Here is a 15404-nt window from a genome sequence, read left to right as displayed (position 1 = left end):
CCGCGAGCGGGCTGCTGCGGCGCGCGTGCTACGCGCTGTGGCCGGCCTCGAGCGCCTGTGCCAGATCGGCGATCAGGTCGTTCGTGTCCTCGATGCCGACCGACAGGCGCAGCAGATCATCCGGGCAGCGGGTGCCCGGCCCCTCGACCACGGCGCGATGCTCGATCAGGCTTTCCACCGAGCCGAGCGAGGTCGCGCGGCGGAACAGGCGCACCCGCGCCGCCACCGCCTGGGCCGCCGCTGCGCCGCCGCGCACGCGCAGCGACAGCATGGCGCCGAAGCCGCCTTCCATCTGGCGCGCGGCCACCGCGTGGCCGGGGTGCGAGGGCAGACCGGGGTAGAGCACCTTGACCAGCGCCGGGTGGTGTTCGAAGTGTTGCGCGATACGCAGCGCCGAGGCCGCTGCGGTGCGCACGCGCGGGAACAGCGTGCGCAGGCCGCGATTGAGCAGCCAGGCCTCGAAGGGGCCGAGCACCGCGCCGCCGGCCGCGCGCGCGGTCTTGATGCGGGCCCAGAAGTCGTCGGTCGCGCGCGTGACCAGCACGCCGGCGACAACGTCGGAGTGGCCATTCAGGTACTTGGTGGCCGAGTGCATCACGATGTCGGCGCCCAGCGCCAGCGGACGGGTGAACACCGGCGTCGGCACGGTGGAGTCCACCGCCAGGCGCGCGCCGGCGGCGTGGGCGAGCGTGGCCGCGCGGGCGATGTCGGTGATGTCCCAGGTCGGGTTGGCGGGCGTCTCCACCCACACGAGCGCGGCCGGGCGCTGCAGCAGGGCGGCGAGCTCGTCGTCGTCGGCGTAGAAATCGAGCGTGATCTGCCAGTTGGTCGAGAAGCCGATCAGCCAGTTGCGCAGCGACCAGTACATGTCGCGCGGGGCGACGATGCGCGCCCCCGGCTCGAGCGCGAGCAGCACGGCCGTGGCGGCCGCCATGCCGGAGGCGAACAGCGCTGCTGCGGCGCCGCCCTCGAGCTGGCACAGCAGGGCTTCGGCCGGATCGTAGGCCGGGCTGGCGTCGCGGGCGTAGATGCGCCCGCCGGGCAGGCTGCCATCTTCGGCGCGCTCGAAGGTGCTCGCCATGTGGATGGGCGGCACGATGTCGCGGTGCGGCATCGGCTCGGCGCCGACGCCCTGGGCGGCGAGGGTGGCGGGGGAGAGGCGGTCGTGGTGCTGCATGAGGCGCGGTCCTTGAGAGCGAGGGGCGAGGGGCAGGCGCGGCGAGGTGGGAGCAGAGGCGGCGTCGAGGTGAGTGCCGAGATGGGCGCCGAAGCGGCAGGCCAGCTGGCGGCGAGCCTACAAGTTCGCCGTGGTGGTGTCGAGTCGGGGGCGGGGGTAAAATCAGCGGCTTTTTCCCCGTCCGGGCAGCTGCCGTGATCCGCATCGAAAACCTGCACAAGACCTACCGCGCCGCCGACGGGCGCGAGGTCGAGGCGCTTGCCGACATCAACCTCGAGATCGACAGCGGCGAAGTGTTCGGCATCATCGGCCGCTCGGGCGCCGGCAAGAGCACGCTGATCCGAACCCTCAACCTGCTCGAGCGCCCCTCGGCCGGGCGCGTGCTGATCGACGGCGAGGACATCACCGCGCTGGGCAGCGAGGGCCTGTATGCGCTGCGCCGGCGCGTGGGCATGATCTTCCAGCACTTCAACCTGCTCAACGCCAAGACGGTGGCCGACAACATCGACTGGCCGCTGAAGGCGACCGGGCATACGAATGCCGCCGAACGCGCCGCGCGGGTCAGGGAGCTGCTCGCGCTGGTCGGCCTGTCCGAGCACGGCCACAAGTACCCGGCCCAGCTCTCCGGCGGCCAGAAGCAGCGCGTGGGCATCGCGCGCGCGCTCGCCAACCGGCCGCGCCTGCTGCTGTGCGACGAGGCGACCTCGGCGCTCGACCCCGAAACCACCCAGTCCATCCTGCGCCTGCTGCTCGACATCAACCGCCAGCTCGGGCTGACCATCGTGCTGATCACCCACGAGATGCAGGTCATCCGCACCATCTGCGACCGCGTCGCGGTGATCGAGGGCGGGCGCATCGTCGAGGCGGGCAAGGTCGCCGACGTCTTCCTGCATCCGCAGCACCCGGTCACGCGCAGCATGGTGGCGCAGAGCGACGCGCTCGCCGCGGCGAGCTTCGACCCCGCGCACGCCTACATGAGCGACAAGCTGCGCGGCACCCTGGTGCGCCTGACCTACCTCGGCGACGTCACCTACCAGCCCATCCTGAGCCGCATCATGGCCGGGGCGAAGGTGCAGGTGACGATCCTGCAGGGCGAGGTCTCCAGCATCAAGGACGTGCCCTTCGGCCAGCTGCTGCTCGAGCTCGAGGGCAGCGAGGACGACATCCGCGCGGTGTTCGCCGAGCTCGATCGCCACCAGATCCACCACGAGGTGCTGCAGTAATGGACCTGTCCGTCATCGACTGGAGCGACATCTGGATCGCGACCTGGGAGACCCTGGTGATGACCGGGGTGTCGCTGTTCTTCACCATCCTGCTCGGCCTGCCGCTGGGCATCCTGCTGTTCGTCACCGCCAGGCGCCAGCTGCTCGAGCAAGGCGTCGTGTATGCGGTGCTGTCCTTCGTCGTCAATGTGCTGCGCTCGGTGCCCTTCCTGATCCTGCTGATCGTGATGATCCCGGTCACGGTGATCCTGATCGGCACCTCGCTGGGCGTCGAAGGCGCGATTCCGCCGCTGGTGGTGGGCACCGCGCCCTTCTTCGCGCGTCTGGTCGAGAACGTGCTGCGCGAGGTCGACCGCGGCGTCATCGAGGCCTGCCAGGCGATGGGCATCCGCACAGCACGCATCATCTTTGGCGCCCTGCTGCCCGAGGCCTTGCCCGGACTGATCGCGGCGGTGACCGTGACCGCGATCACGCTGATGTCCTACGCCGCGATGTCCGGCGTGATCGGCGGCGGCGGCCTCGGCGACCTCGCCATCCGTTTCGGCTATCAGCGCTTCCAGACCGAGGTGATGGTGATCACCGTCGCCCTGCTGGTGGTGCTGGTGCAGATCATCCAGTACTCGGGCGACCGCCTGGTGCTGTATTTCACCCGCAAGTGATCCCCACGAAGGAGTCTTCAACGATGTCGCTAACCCTGCGCAAACTCTTCGCTGCCGCCCTCGGCACGCTCACGCTCACGGCCGGCGCTACCGCGTTCGCTGCCGACCGCCTGGTCATCGCCGCCACCCCGGTGCCGCACGCCGAGATCCTCGAGTTCGTCAAGCCGATGCTGGCCACGGACGGCGTCGAGCTCGAGGTCAAGGTGTTCACCGACTACGTCCAGCCCTCGATGCAGACCAACGAGAAGCGCGTCGACGGCAATTTCTTCCTGCACCAGCCCTACCTCGACGAGTTCAAGAAGAAGCAGAAGAACGACATCCAGACCGTGGTCACCAAGGTGCACGTCGAGCCGCTGGGCGCCTACTCGGCTAAGCACAAGGCGGTGGCCGACATCCCCGACGGCGCGACCGTCGCGATCCCCAACGACCCGTCCAACTCCGGGCGCGCGCTGCTGTTGATGGCCAAGAACGGCCTGATCACGCTCAAGGACCTGAACAACATCTCGGCCACCCAGAAGGACATCGCCGACAACCCGAAGAAGCTCAAGATCCGCGAGCTCGAGGCGGCGACCCTGCCGCGCATCCTCAACCAGGTCGACCTGGCGGTGATCAACACCAACTACGCGATCGAGGCCAAGCTCAACCCGCTGAAGGATTCGCTCTTCATCGAGGACGCGAGCTCGCCCTACGCCAACCTGCTGGTGGCGCGCGAGGACAACGCCGACAGCGCGGCGATGAAGAAGCTGGCGGCGGCGCTCAACTCCGAAGAGGTGCGCCAGTTCATCGCCGACAAGTACCAGGGCGCGGTGGTGCCGGCGTTCTGAGTCTTGTCTGAAGGGCGCGCGCTGCGGTGACGGCGCGCATGAGCAAGAAGGCCTGCAACCCGCCGCCGGGTGCAGGCCTTTTTTTGCGGGCGCACAGTGGGCGCTCAGGGCCAGGCGCGGGCGCCGAACATCATGCGGCGGGCAAGGAAGTTGCGCAGCGGCGGCAACAGGTCGAGGGCGAGCAGCGCCGCGCCGCGGGCGTGGCGCAGTGGGGCGAGATCGTTGCTGAACACCCGCACCAGGGTGTCGGTGAAGCGGATCGCGCCGAGGCGGTCGAGCCCCCGACTGCGCGCATAGGCGGCCAGCACCTCGGCCCTGCCGGGGTCGGCGCGGACGCGGCCCGCAGTCCCGGCGGGCGCGGCATCGACGCACTGGCGCAGCAGGGTGTCGGCCAGTGCCCAGACGTCGCGCAAGGCCAGGTTGAAGCCCTGGCCCGCCACCGGATGCAGGGTCTGCGCGGCATTGCCCAGCCACAGGGTGCGCTCGCCCACCGCCGTCCTGCGGTAGCGCAGCGCGAGCGGATAGCGCAGGCGGGCGGCGACGCCGGTCAGGCGCACGCGGTGGCCGAGGTGGCCCTGGAGGCGGGCAAGGTAGGCGGCGTCGTCCAGCGCGAGCAGGGTGTCGGCCGTCTCGGGACGGGCGACGTGCACCAGCGCATAGCCGTCGCCGCGCGGCAGCAGCGCGATCGGCCCTTCGCGGGTGAAGCGCTCGAAAGCGGTGTGGCGATGGCCGCCGGCGACCTCGACCTGGGCGATCAGCGCGTGCTGGCCGTAGTCGTGCTCGACCACGTCCTTGTCGTCTGCGCGCAGGCCGCCCTCGGCGCAGGCGGCGAGCCGGGCGCGCAGCGTGGCGGCAGGCTTGCCGGGGCCGGCGAGGCTGGCGATCACATCGTCGGCGCCCGGGGCGAGGTGGGCGACCTCGGTGTCGTCCAGCACCGGGATGCCGGCGGCGTCCACCGCCTGGCGCAGCGCGGCGGCGAGCGCGCCGGCGGAGACGACATAGCCGAGCGCCGGCAGTTCGTGTTCGTCGGCGTCGATCAGGGTGCGGCCGAGGCCGCCCTCGTGCGAAATGTGGATGTGCTCGATCGCCGTCACCGGCAGGCCATCCCACACGCCGAGCCGCTGCAGGGTGAGCCGGCTGCCATGGGCGAGCGCGAGGTCGCGCGGGTCGCGGCTCACCGCCTCGCGCGGGCGCGCGTCGGCGAGCACGATGTCTAGCCCGCTGTCCTTGAGCGCCAGCGCCAGGGCGAGGCCGACTGGCCCGGCGCCGACGATGAGCAGGTCATGGACGCGCTCCGGCGCGGCTTCAGCCATGGTCGCGCGCCTGCGTCCGTGTCTCGCGCATCGGGGCCTCGCGCATCAAGGCTTCGATCTCGGCAACGGCCTTGGGCACGTCTTCGGTGATCAGCTCGCAGCCGCCGGCGGTCACGACCGCGTCGTCCTCGATGCGGATGCCGATGTTCCAGAAGGCCTCCGGCACGTCGTCCGCCGGGCGGATGTAGCAGCCGGGCTCGATCGTCAGCACCATGCCCTCGACCAGCGGCCGCCACTCGCCGCCGAGCTTGTACTCGCCCGCGTCGTGCACGTCCATGCCCAGCCAGTGGCCGGTACGGTGCATGTAGAAGCGGCGGTAGTCACCGTTCTCGAGCACGGCGTCGAGGCTGCCCTTGAGCAGGCCGAGGTCGAGCATGCCCTGGGCGAGCACCTTCACCGCAGCGTCGTGCGGCTCGTTCCAGTGCGCGCCGGGGCGGGTCGCCTCGCGCGCGGCGGCCTGGGCGGCGAGCACGATCTCATACACGTCGCGCTGCGGGCCGGAGAAGCGCCCGTTGATCGGAAAGGTACGGGTGATGTCGGAGGCGTAGCCGTCGAGCTCGCAGCCGGCGTCGATCAGCAGCAGCGCACCGTCGGCCAGGGGCTGGTCGTTCTCCACGTAGTGCAGCACGCAGGCATTGGCGCCGCCGGCGACGATCGAGGTGTAGGCCGGCGCCTGGCTGCCGGCGGCGCGGAAGGCGTGCAGCAGCTCGGCCTCGATCTCGTATTCGAAGCGACCGGGCCGTGTCGCGCGCATCGCGCGGCAGTGCGCGGCGGCGGAGATCTGCGCGGCGCGGCGCATGGTGGCGAGCTCGGCGGCGTCCTTGACGAGGCGCATCTCGTCGAGCTCGGCGCGCAGGTCGCGCACCGAGTGCGGCGGGGTGAGGCCGCTCCTGGCCTTGTCGCGCACGGCGTTGAGCGCGCCGAGCACGCGCGCGTCCCAGTCGTTGTCGTAGCCGAGGCTGGTCCACAGCAGGGGCTGGTCGGCGAGGTAGTCGGGCAGGCGCTTCTCGAGGTCGCCGATGGTCCACGCCTCGTCGAAGCCGAAGGCTTCGCGCGCGGCCTCCGGGCCCCAGCGGTAGCCGTCCCAGATCTCGCGTTCCTCGTTCTTCTCGCGGCAGAACAGGATCTGCTTCGTGTCCTTGCCGGCTACCAGCACGACCACCGCCTCGGGTTCGCGGAAGGCGGTGAGGTAGTAGAAGTAGCTGTCGTGCCGGTAGGCGTAATGGGCGTCGCGGTTGCGCACGCGCTCGGGCGCGGTGGGCAGGATCGCGACGCCGCCGCCGGCGGCCTGCATGCGCGCGAGCAGGCGGGCGCGGCGGGCGCGGAAGGGGGCGGTGTCGACGAGGTTTGCGGTGGGTGCGTTCATGCGTGGAATTATGTCACGGGGCGAACGGCGGCTGCGCTGAGCGCGCGGTCCAGTTCGGCCAGGCGCTGCGGGGTGCCGACGTCGATCCAGCGCCCGGCGTGGCGCTTGCCGGTGACCTTGCCCGCGTTCATGGCCTCGCGCAGCAGGGGGGCGAGCTTGGCGGGGGTGTTGTCGGCGAGGGCCGAGAAGAGCGCGGGGTGGTAGGCGCCGAGGCCGGAGAAGGTGAGGCGCGGTTTGCCGTCGGCGTGGATGTGACCGTCGGCGGCGAGGCGGAAATCGCCCTCAGTGTGGTGCGCGGGATTGTCGACCAGCAGCAGGTGGGCAAGCGGGCCGTCGGCGCGCAGGCTTTCGGTGGCGGTGTGCAGGGCCGCGAAGTCGGCGTCGCAGAATACGTCGCCATTGACGACGACAAAGGGCGCGTCGCCGAGCAGCGCCAGGGCGTGGCGGATGCCGCCGGCGGTCTCGAGCGCGCTCGCCTCGGGCGACCAGGCGATGCGCACGCCGAAGGCCGCGCCGTCGCCGAGCGCTTCCTCCAGGCGGTGGCCGAGGTGGGCGTGGTTGATCACCAGCTCGGTGATGCCGGCCGCGCGCAGGCGCTCGATGTGCCACATGATCAAGGGCTTGCCGCCCACCGCCAGCAAGGGTTTGGGGGTGTGGTCGGTGAGCGGGCGCATGCGCTCGCCGCGGCCGGCGGCGAGGATCATCGCTTTGGGGGTCGCCATCAGAAGGTGTAGCCGACCTGGACGTCCTCGGGCTCGAGGCGGTCGAGCAGCTTGAGCAGCGGGCCGAGGTCGCGCCAGCGCTTGCAGGCGCGACGCAGGTAGTCCATCACCAGCGGCATGTCGGCGAGGTAGCCGTCCTTGCCGTCGCGGTGGCACAGGCGGGCGAAGATGCCGAGCACCTTGATGTGGCGCTGCACGCCCATCCATTCGAAGTCGCGGTGGAAGTCGGCGAACTCCGCGCGCACCGGCAGACCGAGCTTCCTTGCCGTCTCCCAGTAGCGGATCAGCATGTCGAGGATGAAGTCCTCGTCCCAGCGGATGTAGGCGTCCTTGAACAGCGACACCAGGTCGTAGCTGATCGGACCGTACACCGCGTCCTGGAAGTCGATGATGCCCGGGTTGGGGCCGAGGCCGTCGGCCGGTTCGAGCCGCATCAGGTTGCGCGAGTGGTAGTCGCGATGCACGAAGACCTGCGGTTCGGCGAGGTTGACGGCCAGGATCTTGTCGAACGCGGCGTTGAGCGTGGCGGTCTCGCTGTCGGTGAGCGCGATGCCCTTGTGGCGGGCGACGTACCACTCGGGGAAGAGCTGCAGCTCGCGCAGCAGCAGGGCGCGGTCGTACTCGGGCAGCACGCCGGGGCGGCTCGCGCACTGAATGGCGGCGAGCGAACCGAGCGCGTCGGCGTAGAGGCCGTGGGCGTGCTGCAGGTCGGGCGCCTGTCCGTCGGAGGGCTGCAGGGCGGCGAGGTAGGTGGTCGAGCCAAGATCGGACAGCAGCAGGAAGCCCTGCTCGAGGTCCTGCGCCAGCACCTCGGGGACATGGGCGCCGGCGGCGCGAAAGAGGGCGGCGACGGCCAGCCAGGGGCGCACGTCCTCCTTGTCGGGCGGGGCGTCCATGATGATACGCGAGGGGCTGCCGTCGGCAAAGCTGGCGCGGAAGTAGCGGCGGAAGCTGGCATCGGCCGAGGCCGGGGCGAGCTGGCAGGGCTGGCCGGGCAGGGTGGCGGCAAGCCAGGCGTTGAGCTGTTCGAGGCGATGCAAACGGGTTCTCCGTGGGCGTTCGTGTACAATCCGCGAGTTTATCAACACGATGGTTCGGGTGCGCGTCCGCACATTGCGAACGACGGCAAAGGCTTGGGCTTCATGGCTCTTAATACGCGACTACGTCTGATCCCCCTGATGCTGCTCTGCATGTCGGGCGTGAGCCTTGCGGACAGCCTGCCGCCCCTCAAGGTGTCGCCCGACCTGTTGCGTGGCCGTGCGCCTGCGCCCGTGCCGCCCGTGCCGCAGGCGGTGGAGGCAGCGCCGGTGGCAGAGCCGGTTCCCTCGCCCGCCCCGGCTGCGCCGGTCACCCCCGCGACCATCCCTGCCGCTCCGGCTACCCCCACCGCGGCCGGCGCCGCCCCGGTCGAGGAGCGCAGACTGCCCGCCCCGGCTGCGCCCGAGACCGCAGCGCCCGAGACCGCAACGCCCGAGACCGCAACGCCGGAGACCGCAACGCCCGAAGTCCCGCCGCCGGCCACCAGCGAGAGCCCGGCTCCGACGTCGGGCGCGACTGCGTCCGCGCCGGCGCTGCCGCTGGGGACGACCGCGGTCAGCGCCCTGCGCATCCAAGGTGCGCGCGGCATCGAGCTCGTCGCCGAGGGCGAGGCGGAGCTGCAGCGCGACGACCTGGTCCTGACCGCCGACCGTGTGACCTACCGCGAGCCCACCGACGAGGTGGTCGCCGAGGGCAACGTGGTGCTGCGCCAGGGCGGCGACCGCATCGAGGGGCCGCGCGCGACGCTGATCGTCGGCGACCAGGTGGGCAGCTTCGAGTCGCCGCGCTACGCGCTGTCGCGCGAGCAGGGGCCGCGCGAGGTGGGCGGCGAGCCGCGCTCGGTGTCGGGTAGCGGCGAGGCCGATCTGCTGCGCCTCGAGGGCGAGAACCAGTACCGGCTGGAGAACGCCACCTGGACCACCTGCAAGCCGGTCGATCCGGACTGGTACATCAAGGCACGCGACCTGCAGCTCGACTACGACCGCGAGGTGGGCACGGCACGCGGCGGCTCGGTGGTGTTCAAGGACGTGCCGATCTTCTGGATGCCGTGGGCCGAGTTCCCGCTCAACGGCCAGCGCCAGTCCGGCCTGCTGCCGCCGACCTTCGGTTCGTCGAACAAGACCGGTGTCGATTTCACCCAGCCGTACTACTTCAATATCGCGCCCAATTACGACGCCACGATCGCGCCGCGCATCATGAGCCGGCGCGGCCTGCAGGTGGGCGGCGAGTTTCGCTACCTGGGCGAGGACTACCTGGGCAGCAGCCGCGTCGAGTGGATGCCCAAGGACAGCATCACCGGCGAGGAACGCCGCCTGGGGGCGCTGCAGCATCAGCAGCGCATCGCCCCCAATCTGTACGGCTCGCTCGACCTCAACGCGGTGTCGGACGATAGCTACTTCGAGGACCTGTCCTCGCGCATCGGCGTGGCCTCGCGGGTCAACCTGCTGCGTGAAGGCCGGCTGATCTACAGCGGCGGCTGGTGGACCGCCTCGGCGCTGGCGCAGAGCTACCAGACGCTGAACCCGGACGCGGACAGGCCGTTTGCCAACGTCAGCCCCTACCGCCGGCTGCCGCAGGTGCTGCTGACGGCGGCGAGACCCGACCTGCCCGGCGGGGTGGTGGCCGAGTTCGAGTCCGAGTTCGTGCGCTTCGCCCATCAGGATGCCGGCAACCCCGATCCGCGGCGCGACAAGGACGAGGCCTCGCGTTTCACCGTCTATCCGCAGCTGTCGCTGCCGCTGCAGGGCGCGGCCTGGTTCCTGACGCCCAAGGCGGGCGTGCACTACTCGAGCTACGACATCGACCGCCGACGTGGCACGACGGACCAGCCCGATTCGATCACGCGCTCGGTACCCATCTTGAGTGTGGATTCCGGCCTGTTCTTCGAGCGCCAGGCGCGCTATTTCGGCGGCGACTACCTGCAGACGCTGGAGCCGCGGCTGTACTACCTGCGCGTGCCCAGCCGCAATCAGGACGACATTCCGCTGTTCGACACCAACCGCTTCGACGTTGGCTTTGCCCAGCTTTTCGCCGAGAACCGCTACTCGGGCAGCGACCGCATCGGCGACGCCAATGACCTGACGGCGGCGGTGACGACGCGCTTCATCGAATCCGACACCGGCGTCGAGCGCCTGCGCGCGCTGATCGGCCAGCGCTACTACTTCTCCGACCAGCAGGTGTCGCTGAATGCCGCCGACACCCTGCGCCCCTCGGGCCAAGGGGCCGAGCTGCTGGCGGGCATTGGCGGCCGCCTGTCGCGCACCGTGACCGCCGACTCCTACGTCCAGTACAACACCGATCTCGGGCGCAGCGAGCGCATCAATGCCAGCGTCCGCTATCAGCCGGACTTCGCCAAGGTGCTCAACCTCAGCTACCGCTACGCGCCCAACCTGCGCATCGCCGACAACATCGTCGGCCTCGAGGACGTCGACGTGTCCGGCCAGTGGCCGATCGCCCGTGGCTGGTACGGTGTCGGCCGGGTGACCCACTCGCTCAAGGATGACCGCATCACCGAGGCGATCGGTGGCCTCGAGTACGACGGCGGCTGCTGGGCCTTTCGCGTCGCGGTCCACCGCTTCGCCATCGACGAGAGCGACGTCACCAAGGCGGTCTTCGTGCAGCTCGAACTCAACGACCTCGCCGGCATCGGCTCCAACCCCATCGGCCTGATCAAGCGCAGCGTGCCGGGCTATGGCAAGATCAACGACTCTTCGGCCGACCGTGTCTTCGGTCAGGACTGACCGCCGCCAAGCGAACCCTTGCACATGAACATGAATCGTTTCCTTTCGCGCTCCCGCAGCGCCCTCGTCATCGCGCTTGCCACTGCCAGCTTCGGACTTCCCGCTCAGGCCGCGACGCGCGCGGTCGAGGTCGATCGCATCGTCGCGGTCGTCAACAACGAGGTCATCACCGCGCTTCAGCTGCGCGCGCGCGTCGCCCAGGCCGAACGCCAGCTGCGCCGTCAGGGCGTGGAGCTGCCGCCGATGGAGGTGCTCGAGCGCCAGCTGCTCGAGCGGCTGATCGTCGAGCGCGCGCAGGTGCAGCTGGCCCAGGAGACCGCGCTGCGGGTGGATGACGCCACCCTCGAGCGCGCCATCGACCGCATCGCCGGCAACAACAACCTCTCTGCCGAGCAGTTGCGGGCGGCGCTGGAGGCCGACGGGGTGAGCTGGTCGCGTTTTCGCGACGAGATCCGCACCGAGATCCTGCTCACCCGCCTGCGCGAGCGCGAGGTCGACAGCCGCATCGTCGTGACCGACGCCGAGATCGACAATTTCATCGCCAGCAACCCGGACGCCTTCTCGGGGCAGGAGTTCGCCGTCGCCCACATCCTGCTGCGTACGCCCGAGGGCGCGTCGCCACAGCAGGTCGACGCCGTGCGCCAGCGTGCCGAGCAGGTCATGGCGCGGCTGCGCTCGGGCGAGGACTTCGCCCGTGTTGCCGCCGAGGTCTCGGATGCGCCTGATGGCCTGTCCGGCGGTGCGCTCGGCTGGCGCCCGCTCGACCGCCTGCCGGCGCTGTTTGCCGATGCGGTGCGCGAGCTGCGTCCGGGCGAGACCTCGCCCATCCTGCGCAGTGCCGCCGGCCTGCACATCGTGCGCCTGGTCGATCGCCGCGGCGGGGGAGTGGATGCCGTGCAGCAGCTCGAGCAGACGCGCGCGCGACACATCCTGGTGCGAACCTCCGAGGTGTTGTCCGACGCCGACGCCGAAGCCCGCCTGCTCGCCCTGCGCGAACGGGTGGCAAACGGGGCCGACTTCGGCGAGCTGGCAAAGGCCAATTCGGCCGACCTGTCCGCCGCCAGCGGCGGCGATCTCGGCTGGCTGAATCCGGGCGATACCGTGCCCGAGTTCGAGCGTGCCATGAATGCGCTGCAGCCGGGCGAGATGAGCCCGCCGGTGCGCTCGCCCTTCGGCTGGCACCTCATCCAGGTCGTCGAGCGCCGGCTGCAGGACGTCACCGACGAGCGCAAGCGCAACGCCGCGCGCCAGGCGCTGCGCGAGCGCAAGGCCGCGGAAGCCTACGAGGACTGGCTGCGCCAGCTGCGCGACAGCACCTACGTCGACCTCCGCCTCGAGCGCGAATGAATCCCAACCACGCCCGCCCGCCCGCCGGCTCGCCGTTGATTGCCGTCACCAGCGGCGAGCCGGCGGGCGTCGGGCCCGAGCTGTGCGCACGTCTGGCCGACCGCGCCTGGGCGGCGCGCCTGGTGGTGCTCGGTGACATCGACATGATGCGCGAGCGCGCCGCGGCGGCTGGCTGTGGCGTGCGGCTCGTGCCTTTCGAGGCCGCTGCGCAGCCCGCCGCTGGGACGCTCGACGTGCTGCACCTGCCGCTCGCACAGCGCTCGCGCCCGGGCAGGCTCGACCCAGCCAATGCGCGCTACGTGCTCGGCCTGCTCGATCGTGCGATCGACGGCTGCATGCGCGGCGAGTTCGCCGCCATGGTGACGGCGCCGGTGCACAAGGGCGTGATCTGCGAGGGGCTGGGCGCGCGCGACACGCTGCCCTTCAGTGGCCATACCGAATACCTCGCCGAGCACACCGGCACGCCGCGCGTGGTGATGATGCTGGTCGGCGGCGGCATGCGGGTCGCGCTCGCCACCACCCATCTGCCGCTCGCCGCGGTGCCGGCGGCGATCACGCCGGCGCTGCTGGAGGAGACGTTGCGCATCGTGCACCGCGACCTCGTCCGCCACTTCGGCCTTGTCGCCCCGCGCATCCTGGTCGCCGGCCTCAACCCGCATGCCGGCGAGGGCGGGCACATGGGGCGCGAGGAGATCGAGGTCATGGGGCCGGTGCTGGCCCGCCTGCGCGCCGAGGGCCTGCACCTGCTCGGCCCCTTGCCGGCCGATACGCTGTTCGTGCCGCACACGCTCGAGCGTGGCGACGCGGTGCTGGCGATGTACCACGACCAGGGCCTGCCGGTGCTCAAGCATGCCAGCTTCGGTGGTGGTGTGAACGTCACCCTGGGGCTGCCGATCATCCGCACTTCGGTGGACCATGGCACGGCGCTCGACCTCGCCGGCAGCGGCCGCGCCGACGCCGGCAGCCTGTTTGCCGCGGTCGATCTGGCGACCGCGATGGTGGCCGCACGCGCCGCCGCCTAGCCCACGCCGCGCGCGCCCGCTCGAGAGCCCACATGCACGATCACGACACCGACGGCCACCGCGCCCGCAAGCGCTTTGGCCAGAACTTCCTGTCCGACCCCAACATCATCCGCAAGATCATCGACGGCATCCGGCCGCAGCCGGGCGAGCTGATGGTGGAGATCGGCCCCGGCCTGGGGGCGATGACCGCGCCGCTGATCGAGCGCCTGGGCCATCTGCACGTGGTCGAGATCGACCGCGACCTGATCGCGCGGCTGCGCGACAGCTACTCGCCGGCGCAGCTGACGATCCACGAGGGCGACGCGCTCAAGTTCGATTTCGGCAGCCTGTGTGCCGGCCTGGATGCCGATGCCGCGCCGGCGCTGCGCATCGTCGGCAACCTGCCCTACAACATCTCCACCCCCATCCTGTTCCACCTCGCGGAGTTTGCCGACCGGGTGAAGGACATGACCTTCATGCTGCAGAAGGAGGTCGTCATGCGCATGGTGGCCGAGCCGGGCACCGAGGAGTACGGCCGCCTGTCGGTGATGCTGCAGTACCGTTTCCGCATGGGCCGGCTCTTCGATGTGCCGCCAGGAGCGTTCCGTCCGGCGCCCAAGGTGATGTCGAGCATCGTGCGCATGGCGCCGCTGCCGCGTGAGCAGCTCGGCGCGCAGGACGAGGCCTTGCTCGCACGCATCGTCACCGCCGCCTTCGGCCAGCGCCGCAAGACGCTCAAGAACACGCTGCGCGAGTTCATCGGCGATGCCGACTTCGAGGCGCTGGGCATCGACGGCGGACTGCGCGGCGAGCGGCTGGCCGTCGAGCAGTTTGTCGCCATCGCCAACCACTGTGCGCGACGGGGCTGAAGGGCGGGGTGGGCCGGCGGCGGTTGGTCAACGAAAAAAAGCCGGGGCGCCCCGGCTTCGTCGTCTTTGCGTCCTGCCGCCTACTTCTTGCTCAGCGGGCAGGTATTGACGCCGACCAGCATGTAGGCCGGGCACCAGCCCATCAGGCCGGTCACCAGCGGCAGGATGCCGATCCACGCCCACACCGGGCCGCCGAACAGCGCCCATGCGATCAGCGCGACGCCGACCAGGATGCGCAGGATCTTGTCGATGCCACCAACGTTCGTCTTCATGGAGTTCTCCTTGCTGCCGATGAATGAGTGAGGCCATTGAAGCACGCCTGCCGCAGCGTGGTCTGTAACCACGGTTACATAGCGACTGCATCCGATCGACAGCGGCAAGGGCACAAGGTGCCGGTGCTCAGCCCGCCTTGGTCGAGCCGTCGGCAGCAAGCCGGCGCAGCCCGGCCGGATCGAGGATCTCGACCTGCTCCCGGCCGAGGCGCACCAGGCCCTGCTCGGCGAGGCCCTTGAGCAGGCGGCTGACGATCTCGCGCACGCTGCCCAGCTCGTCGGCGAGTTGCTGGTGCGTGACGTGGATCGTGCGCCCCTTGCCGAGCAGCACCGCGGCCAGGCGCTGGTCGAGCTTGCGGAAAGCCACTTCCTCGATCAGCTGCATCAGGTCGGCGATGCGCTCGGCGAACAGGTGGAAGACGAAGTCGCGGAAGGCGCGTTCGCCCATCATGGCGTCGAAGACCGGCTTGGGCAGCAGCATCAGCACGGTGTCGGCCTCGGTGACGCCGCGCGCGTTGTAGTCCTCGTGGCCGAGCAGGCAGGACGAGGAGATGATGCAGGTCTCGCCCGCGCCGACGCGGTACAGCGGCAACTCGCGCCCGTTGGGCGCGCACTTGCTGACGCGCACCGAGCCCTCGACGATGAAGGGAAAGCCCTCGCAGGCCTGGTGGTCGTCGAACAGCAAGGTGCCGGCCGGCACGTGCAGCCACTGCGCACTGTGCGCCAGGCGCGCGCGCGCCGGCGCGGACAGTGCGGCGAGCACCGGGTAACACGCATCCAGGCGGGCCTCATCGGCGGGCACGGGCGTGGGCGCGGCAGCAGGGGAGGCGGCGGGAGTCGGCGTCATGGAGG

14 protein-coding genes are annotated in these 15404 nt (G+C 70.5%); 7 read left to right on the top strand and 7 right to left on the bottom strand.

Annotation, left to right across the window (positions count from 1 at the left end; all coding sequences use genetic code 11):
• Positions 1 to 28: 28 nt before the first annotated feature.
• Complete coding sequence (locus tag ACMV5O_RS00170) at positions 29 to 1177, bottom strand: trans-sulfuration enzyme family protein (protein WP_416161568.1); 1149 nt, start codon at positions 1175 to 1177, stop codon at positions 29 to 31.
• Positions 1178 to 1371: 194 nt separating this feature from the next.
• On the opposite strand from ACMV5O_RS00170, the gene ACMV5O_RS00165 reads away from it, so the two are divergent.
• Genes ACMV5O_RS00165 through ACMV5O_RS00155 form a run of 3 tightly spaced genes read left to right on the top strand, consistent with a single transcriptional unit; the run spans position 1372 to position 3883 of the window.
• On the top strand, positions 1372 to 2400 hold the full coding sequence (locus ACMV5O_RS00165; protein ID WP_416161567.1) for a methionine ABC transporter ATP-binding protein: 1029 nt from the start codon (positions 1372 to 1374) through the stop codon (positions 2398 to 2400).
• A complete protein-coding gene (locus ACMV5O_RS00160; protein WP_416161566.1) occupies positions 2400 to 3059 on the top strand; it encodes a methionine ABC transporter permease in 660 nt (219 codons plus the stop codon). The genes ACMV5O_RS00165 and ACMV5O_RS00160 overlap by 1 nt, the downstream gene beginning before the upstream one ends.
• A 23-nt stretch (positions 3060 to 3082) precedes the next feature.
• A complete protein-coding gene (locus ACMV5O_RS00155; RefSeq protein WP_416161565.1) occupies positions 3083 to 3883 on the top strand; it encodes a MetQ/NlpA family ABC transporter substrate-binding protein in 801 nt (266 codons plus the stop codon).
• Between the two features lie 104 nt (positions 3884 to 3987).
• On the opposite strand, the gene ACMV5O_RS00150 is transcribed toward ACMV5O_RS00155, so the two are convergent.
• Genes ACMV5O_RS00150 through ACMV5O_RS00135 form a run of 4 tightly spaced genes read right to left on the bottom strand, consistent with a single transcriptional unit; the run spans position 3988 to position 8324 of the window.
• Positions 3988 to 5196 carry an FAD-dependent monooxygenase gene (locus ACMV5O_RS00150; protein WP_416161564.1) on the bottom strand — a complete coding sequence of 403 codons (1209 nt, stop codon included), beginning with the start codon at positions 5194 to 5196 and terminating at the stop codon, positions 3988 to 3990.
• On the bottom strand, positions 5189 to 6562 hold the full coding sequence (locus tag ACMV5O_RS00145) for an aminopeptidase P N-terminal domain-containing protein (RefSeq protein WP_416161563.1): 1374 nt from the start codon (positions 6560 to 6562) through the stop codon (positions 5189 to 5191). Before ACMV5O_RS00145 ends, ACMV5O_RS00150 begins: the two co-directional genes overlap by 8 nt.
• 8 nt (positions 6563 to 6570) lie before the next feature.
• Positions 6571 to 7266 (bottom strand): N-acetylmuramate alpha-1-phosphate uridylyltransferase MurU, encoded by a 696-nt coding sequence (murU, locus tag ACMV5O_RS00140; RefSeq protein WP_416161938.1) that lies wholly within the window; start codon positions 7264 to 7266, stop codon positions 6571 to 6573.
• A 17-nt stretch (positions 7267 to 7283) separates the two neighbouring features.
• Positions 7284 to 8324 carry an aminoglycoside phosphotransferase family protein gene (locus ACMV5O_RS00135; protein ID WP_416161562.1) on the bottom strand — a complete coding sequence of 347 codons (1041 nt, stop codon included), beginning with the start codon at positions 8322 to 8324 and terminating at the stop codon, positions 7284 to 7286.
• Positions 8325 to 8426: 102 nt separating this feature from the next.
• On the opposite strand from ACMV5O_RS00135, the gene ACMV5O_RS00130 reads away from it, so the two are divergent.
• Genes ACMV5O_RS00130 through rsmA form a run of 4 tightly spaced genes read left to right on the top strand, consistent with a single transcriptional unit; the run spans position 8427 to position 14280 of the window.
• Positions 8427 to 11063 (top strand): LPS-assembly protein LptD, encoded by a 2637-nt coding sequence (locus ACMV5O_RS00130; RefSeq protein WP_416161561.1) that lies wholly within the window; start codon positions 8427 to 8429, stop codon positions 11061 to 11063.
• A gap of 30 nt (positions 11064 to 11093) precedes the next feature.
• Complete coding sequence (locus ACMV5O_RS00125; RefSeq protein ID WP_416161560.1) at positions 11094 to 12410, top strand: peptidylprolyl isomerase; 1317 nt, start codon at positions 11094 to 11096, stop codon at positions 12408 to 12410.
• A complete protein-coding gene (pdxA, locus tag ACMV5O_RS00120) occupies positions 12407 to 13432 on the top strand; it encodes a 4-hydroxythreonine-4-phosphate dehydrogenase PdxA (protein ID WP_416161559.1) in 1026 nt (341 codons plus the stop codon). Before ACMV5O_RS00125 ends, pdxA begins: the two co-directional genes overlap by 4 nt.
• A 32-nt stretch (positions 13433 to 13464) precedes the next feature.
• Entirely contained in the window at positions 13465 to 14280 is an 816-nt protein-coding gene (gene rsmA, locus ACMV5O_RS00115) for a 16S rRNA (adenine(1518)-N(6)/adenine(1519)-N(6))-dimethyltransferase RsmA (RefSeq protein ID WP_416161558.1), read from the top strand.
• Positions 14281 to 14360: 80 nt separating this feature from the next.
• On the opposite strand, the gene ACMV5O_RS00110 is transcribed toward rsmA, so the two are convergent.
• Together ACMV5O_RS00110 and ACMV5O_RS00105 are read right to left on the bottom strand one after the other, a co-directional pair.
• A complete protein-coding gene (locus ACMV5O_RS00110) occupies positions 14361 to 14552 on the bottom strand; it encodes a DUF2892 domain-containing protein (protein WP_416161557.1) in 192 nt (63 codons plus the stop codon).
• 127 nt (positions 14553 to 14679) lie between these two features.
• Positions 14680 to 15399 (bottom strand): Crp/Fnr family transcriptional regulator, encoded by a 720-nt coding sequence (locus tag ACMV5O_RS00105; RefSeq protein WP_416161556.1) that lies wholly within the window; start codon positions 15397 to 15399, stop codon positions 14680 to 14682.
• Positions 15400 to 15404 lie beyond the last annotated feature (5 nt).

This window comes from Thauera sp. WH-1, from assembly GCF_047806685.1.
Lineage (GTDB): Bacteria > Pseudomonadota > Gammaproteobacteria > Burkholderiales > Rhodocyclaceae > Thauera.
The sequence above is the reverse complement of the archived record's forward strand: the minus strand, read 5'-3'. Positions and strand labels throughout refer to the sequence as shown.

What these genes read in the sequence shown, in the direction of transcription:
- pdxA (WP_416161559.1), top strand. Translation starts at nt 12,407, where the DNA reads ATGAATCCCAACCACGCCCGCCCGCCCGCCGGCTCGCCGTTGATTGCC.
- ACMV5O_RS00170 (WP_416161568.1), bottom strand. Translation starts at nt 1,177, where the DNA reads ATGCAGCACCACGACCGCCTCTCCCCCGCCACCCTCGCCGCCCAGGGC.
- ACMV5O_RS00130 (WP_416161561.1), top strand. Translation starts at nt 8,427, where the DNA reads ATGGCTCTTAATACGCGACTACGTCTGATCCCCCTGATGCTGCTCTGC.
- ACMV5O_RS00150 (WP_416161564.1), bottom strand. Translation starts at nt 5,196, where the DNA reads ATGGCTGAAGCCGCGCCGGAGCGCGTCCATGACCTGCTCATCGTCGGC.
- ACMV5O_RS00105 (WP_416161556.1), bottom strand. Translation starts at nt 15,399, where the DNA reads ATGACGCCGACTCCCGCCGCCTCCCCTGCTGCCGCGCCCACGCCCGTG.
- murU (WP_416161938.1), bottom strand. Translation starts at nt 7,266, where the DNA reads ATGATCCTCGCCGCCGGCCGCGGCGAGCGCATGCGCCCGCTCACCGAC.
- ACMV5O_RS00125 (WP_416161560.1), top strand. Translation starts at nt 11,094, where the DNA reads ATGAATCGTTTCCTTTCGCGCTCCCGCAGCGCCCTCGTCATCGCGCTT.
- ACMV5O_RS00160 (WP_416161566.1), top strand. Translation starts at nt 2,400, where the DNA reads ATGGACCTGTCCGTCATCGACTGGAGCGACATCTGGATCGCGACCTGG.
- ACMV5O_RS00110 (WP_416161557.1), bottom strand. Translation starts at nt 14,552, where the DNA reads ATGAAGACGAACGTTGGTGGCATCGACAAGATCCTGCGCATCCTGGTC.
- rsmA (WP_416161558.1), top strand. Translation starts at nt 13,465, where the DNA reads ATGCACGATCACGACACCGACGGCCACCGCGCCCGCAAGCGCTTTGGC.
- ACMV5O_RS00155 (WP_416161565.1), top strand. Translation starts at nt 3,083, where the DNA reads ATGTCGCTAACCCTGCGCAAACTCTTCGCTGCCGCCCTCGGCACGCTC.
- ACMV5O_RS00145 (WP_416161563.1), bottom strand. Translation starts at nt 6,562, where the DNA reads ATGAACGCACCCACCGCAAACCTCGTCGACACCGCCCCCTTCCGCGCC.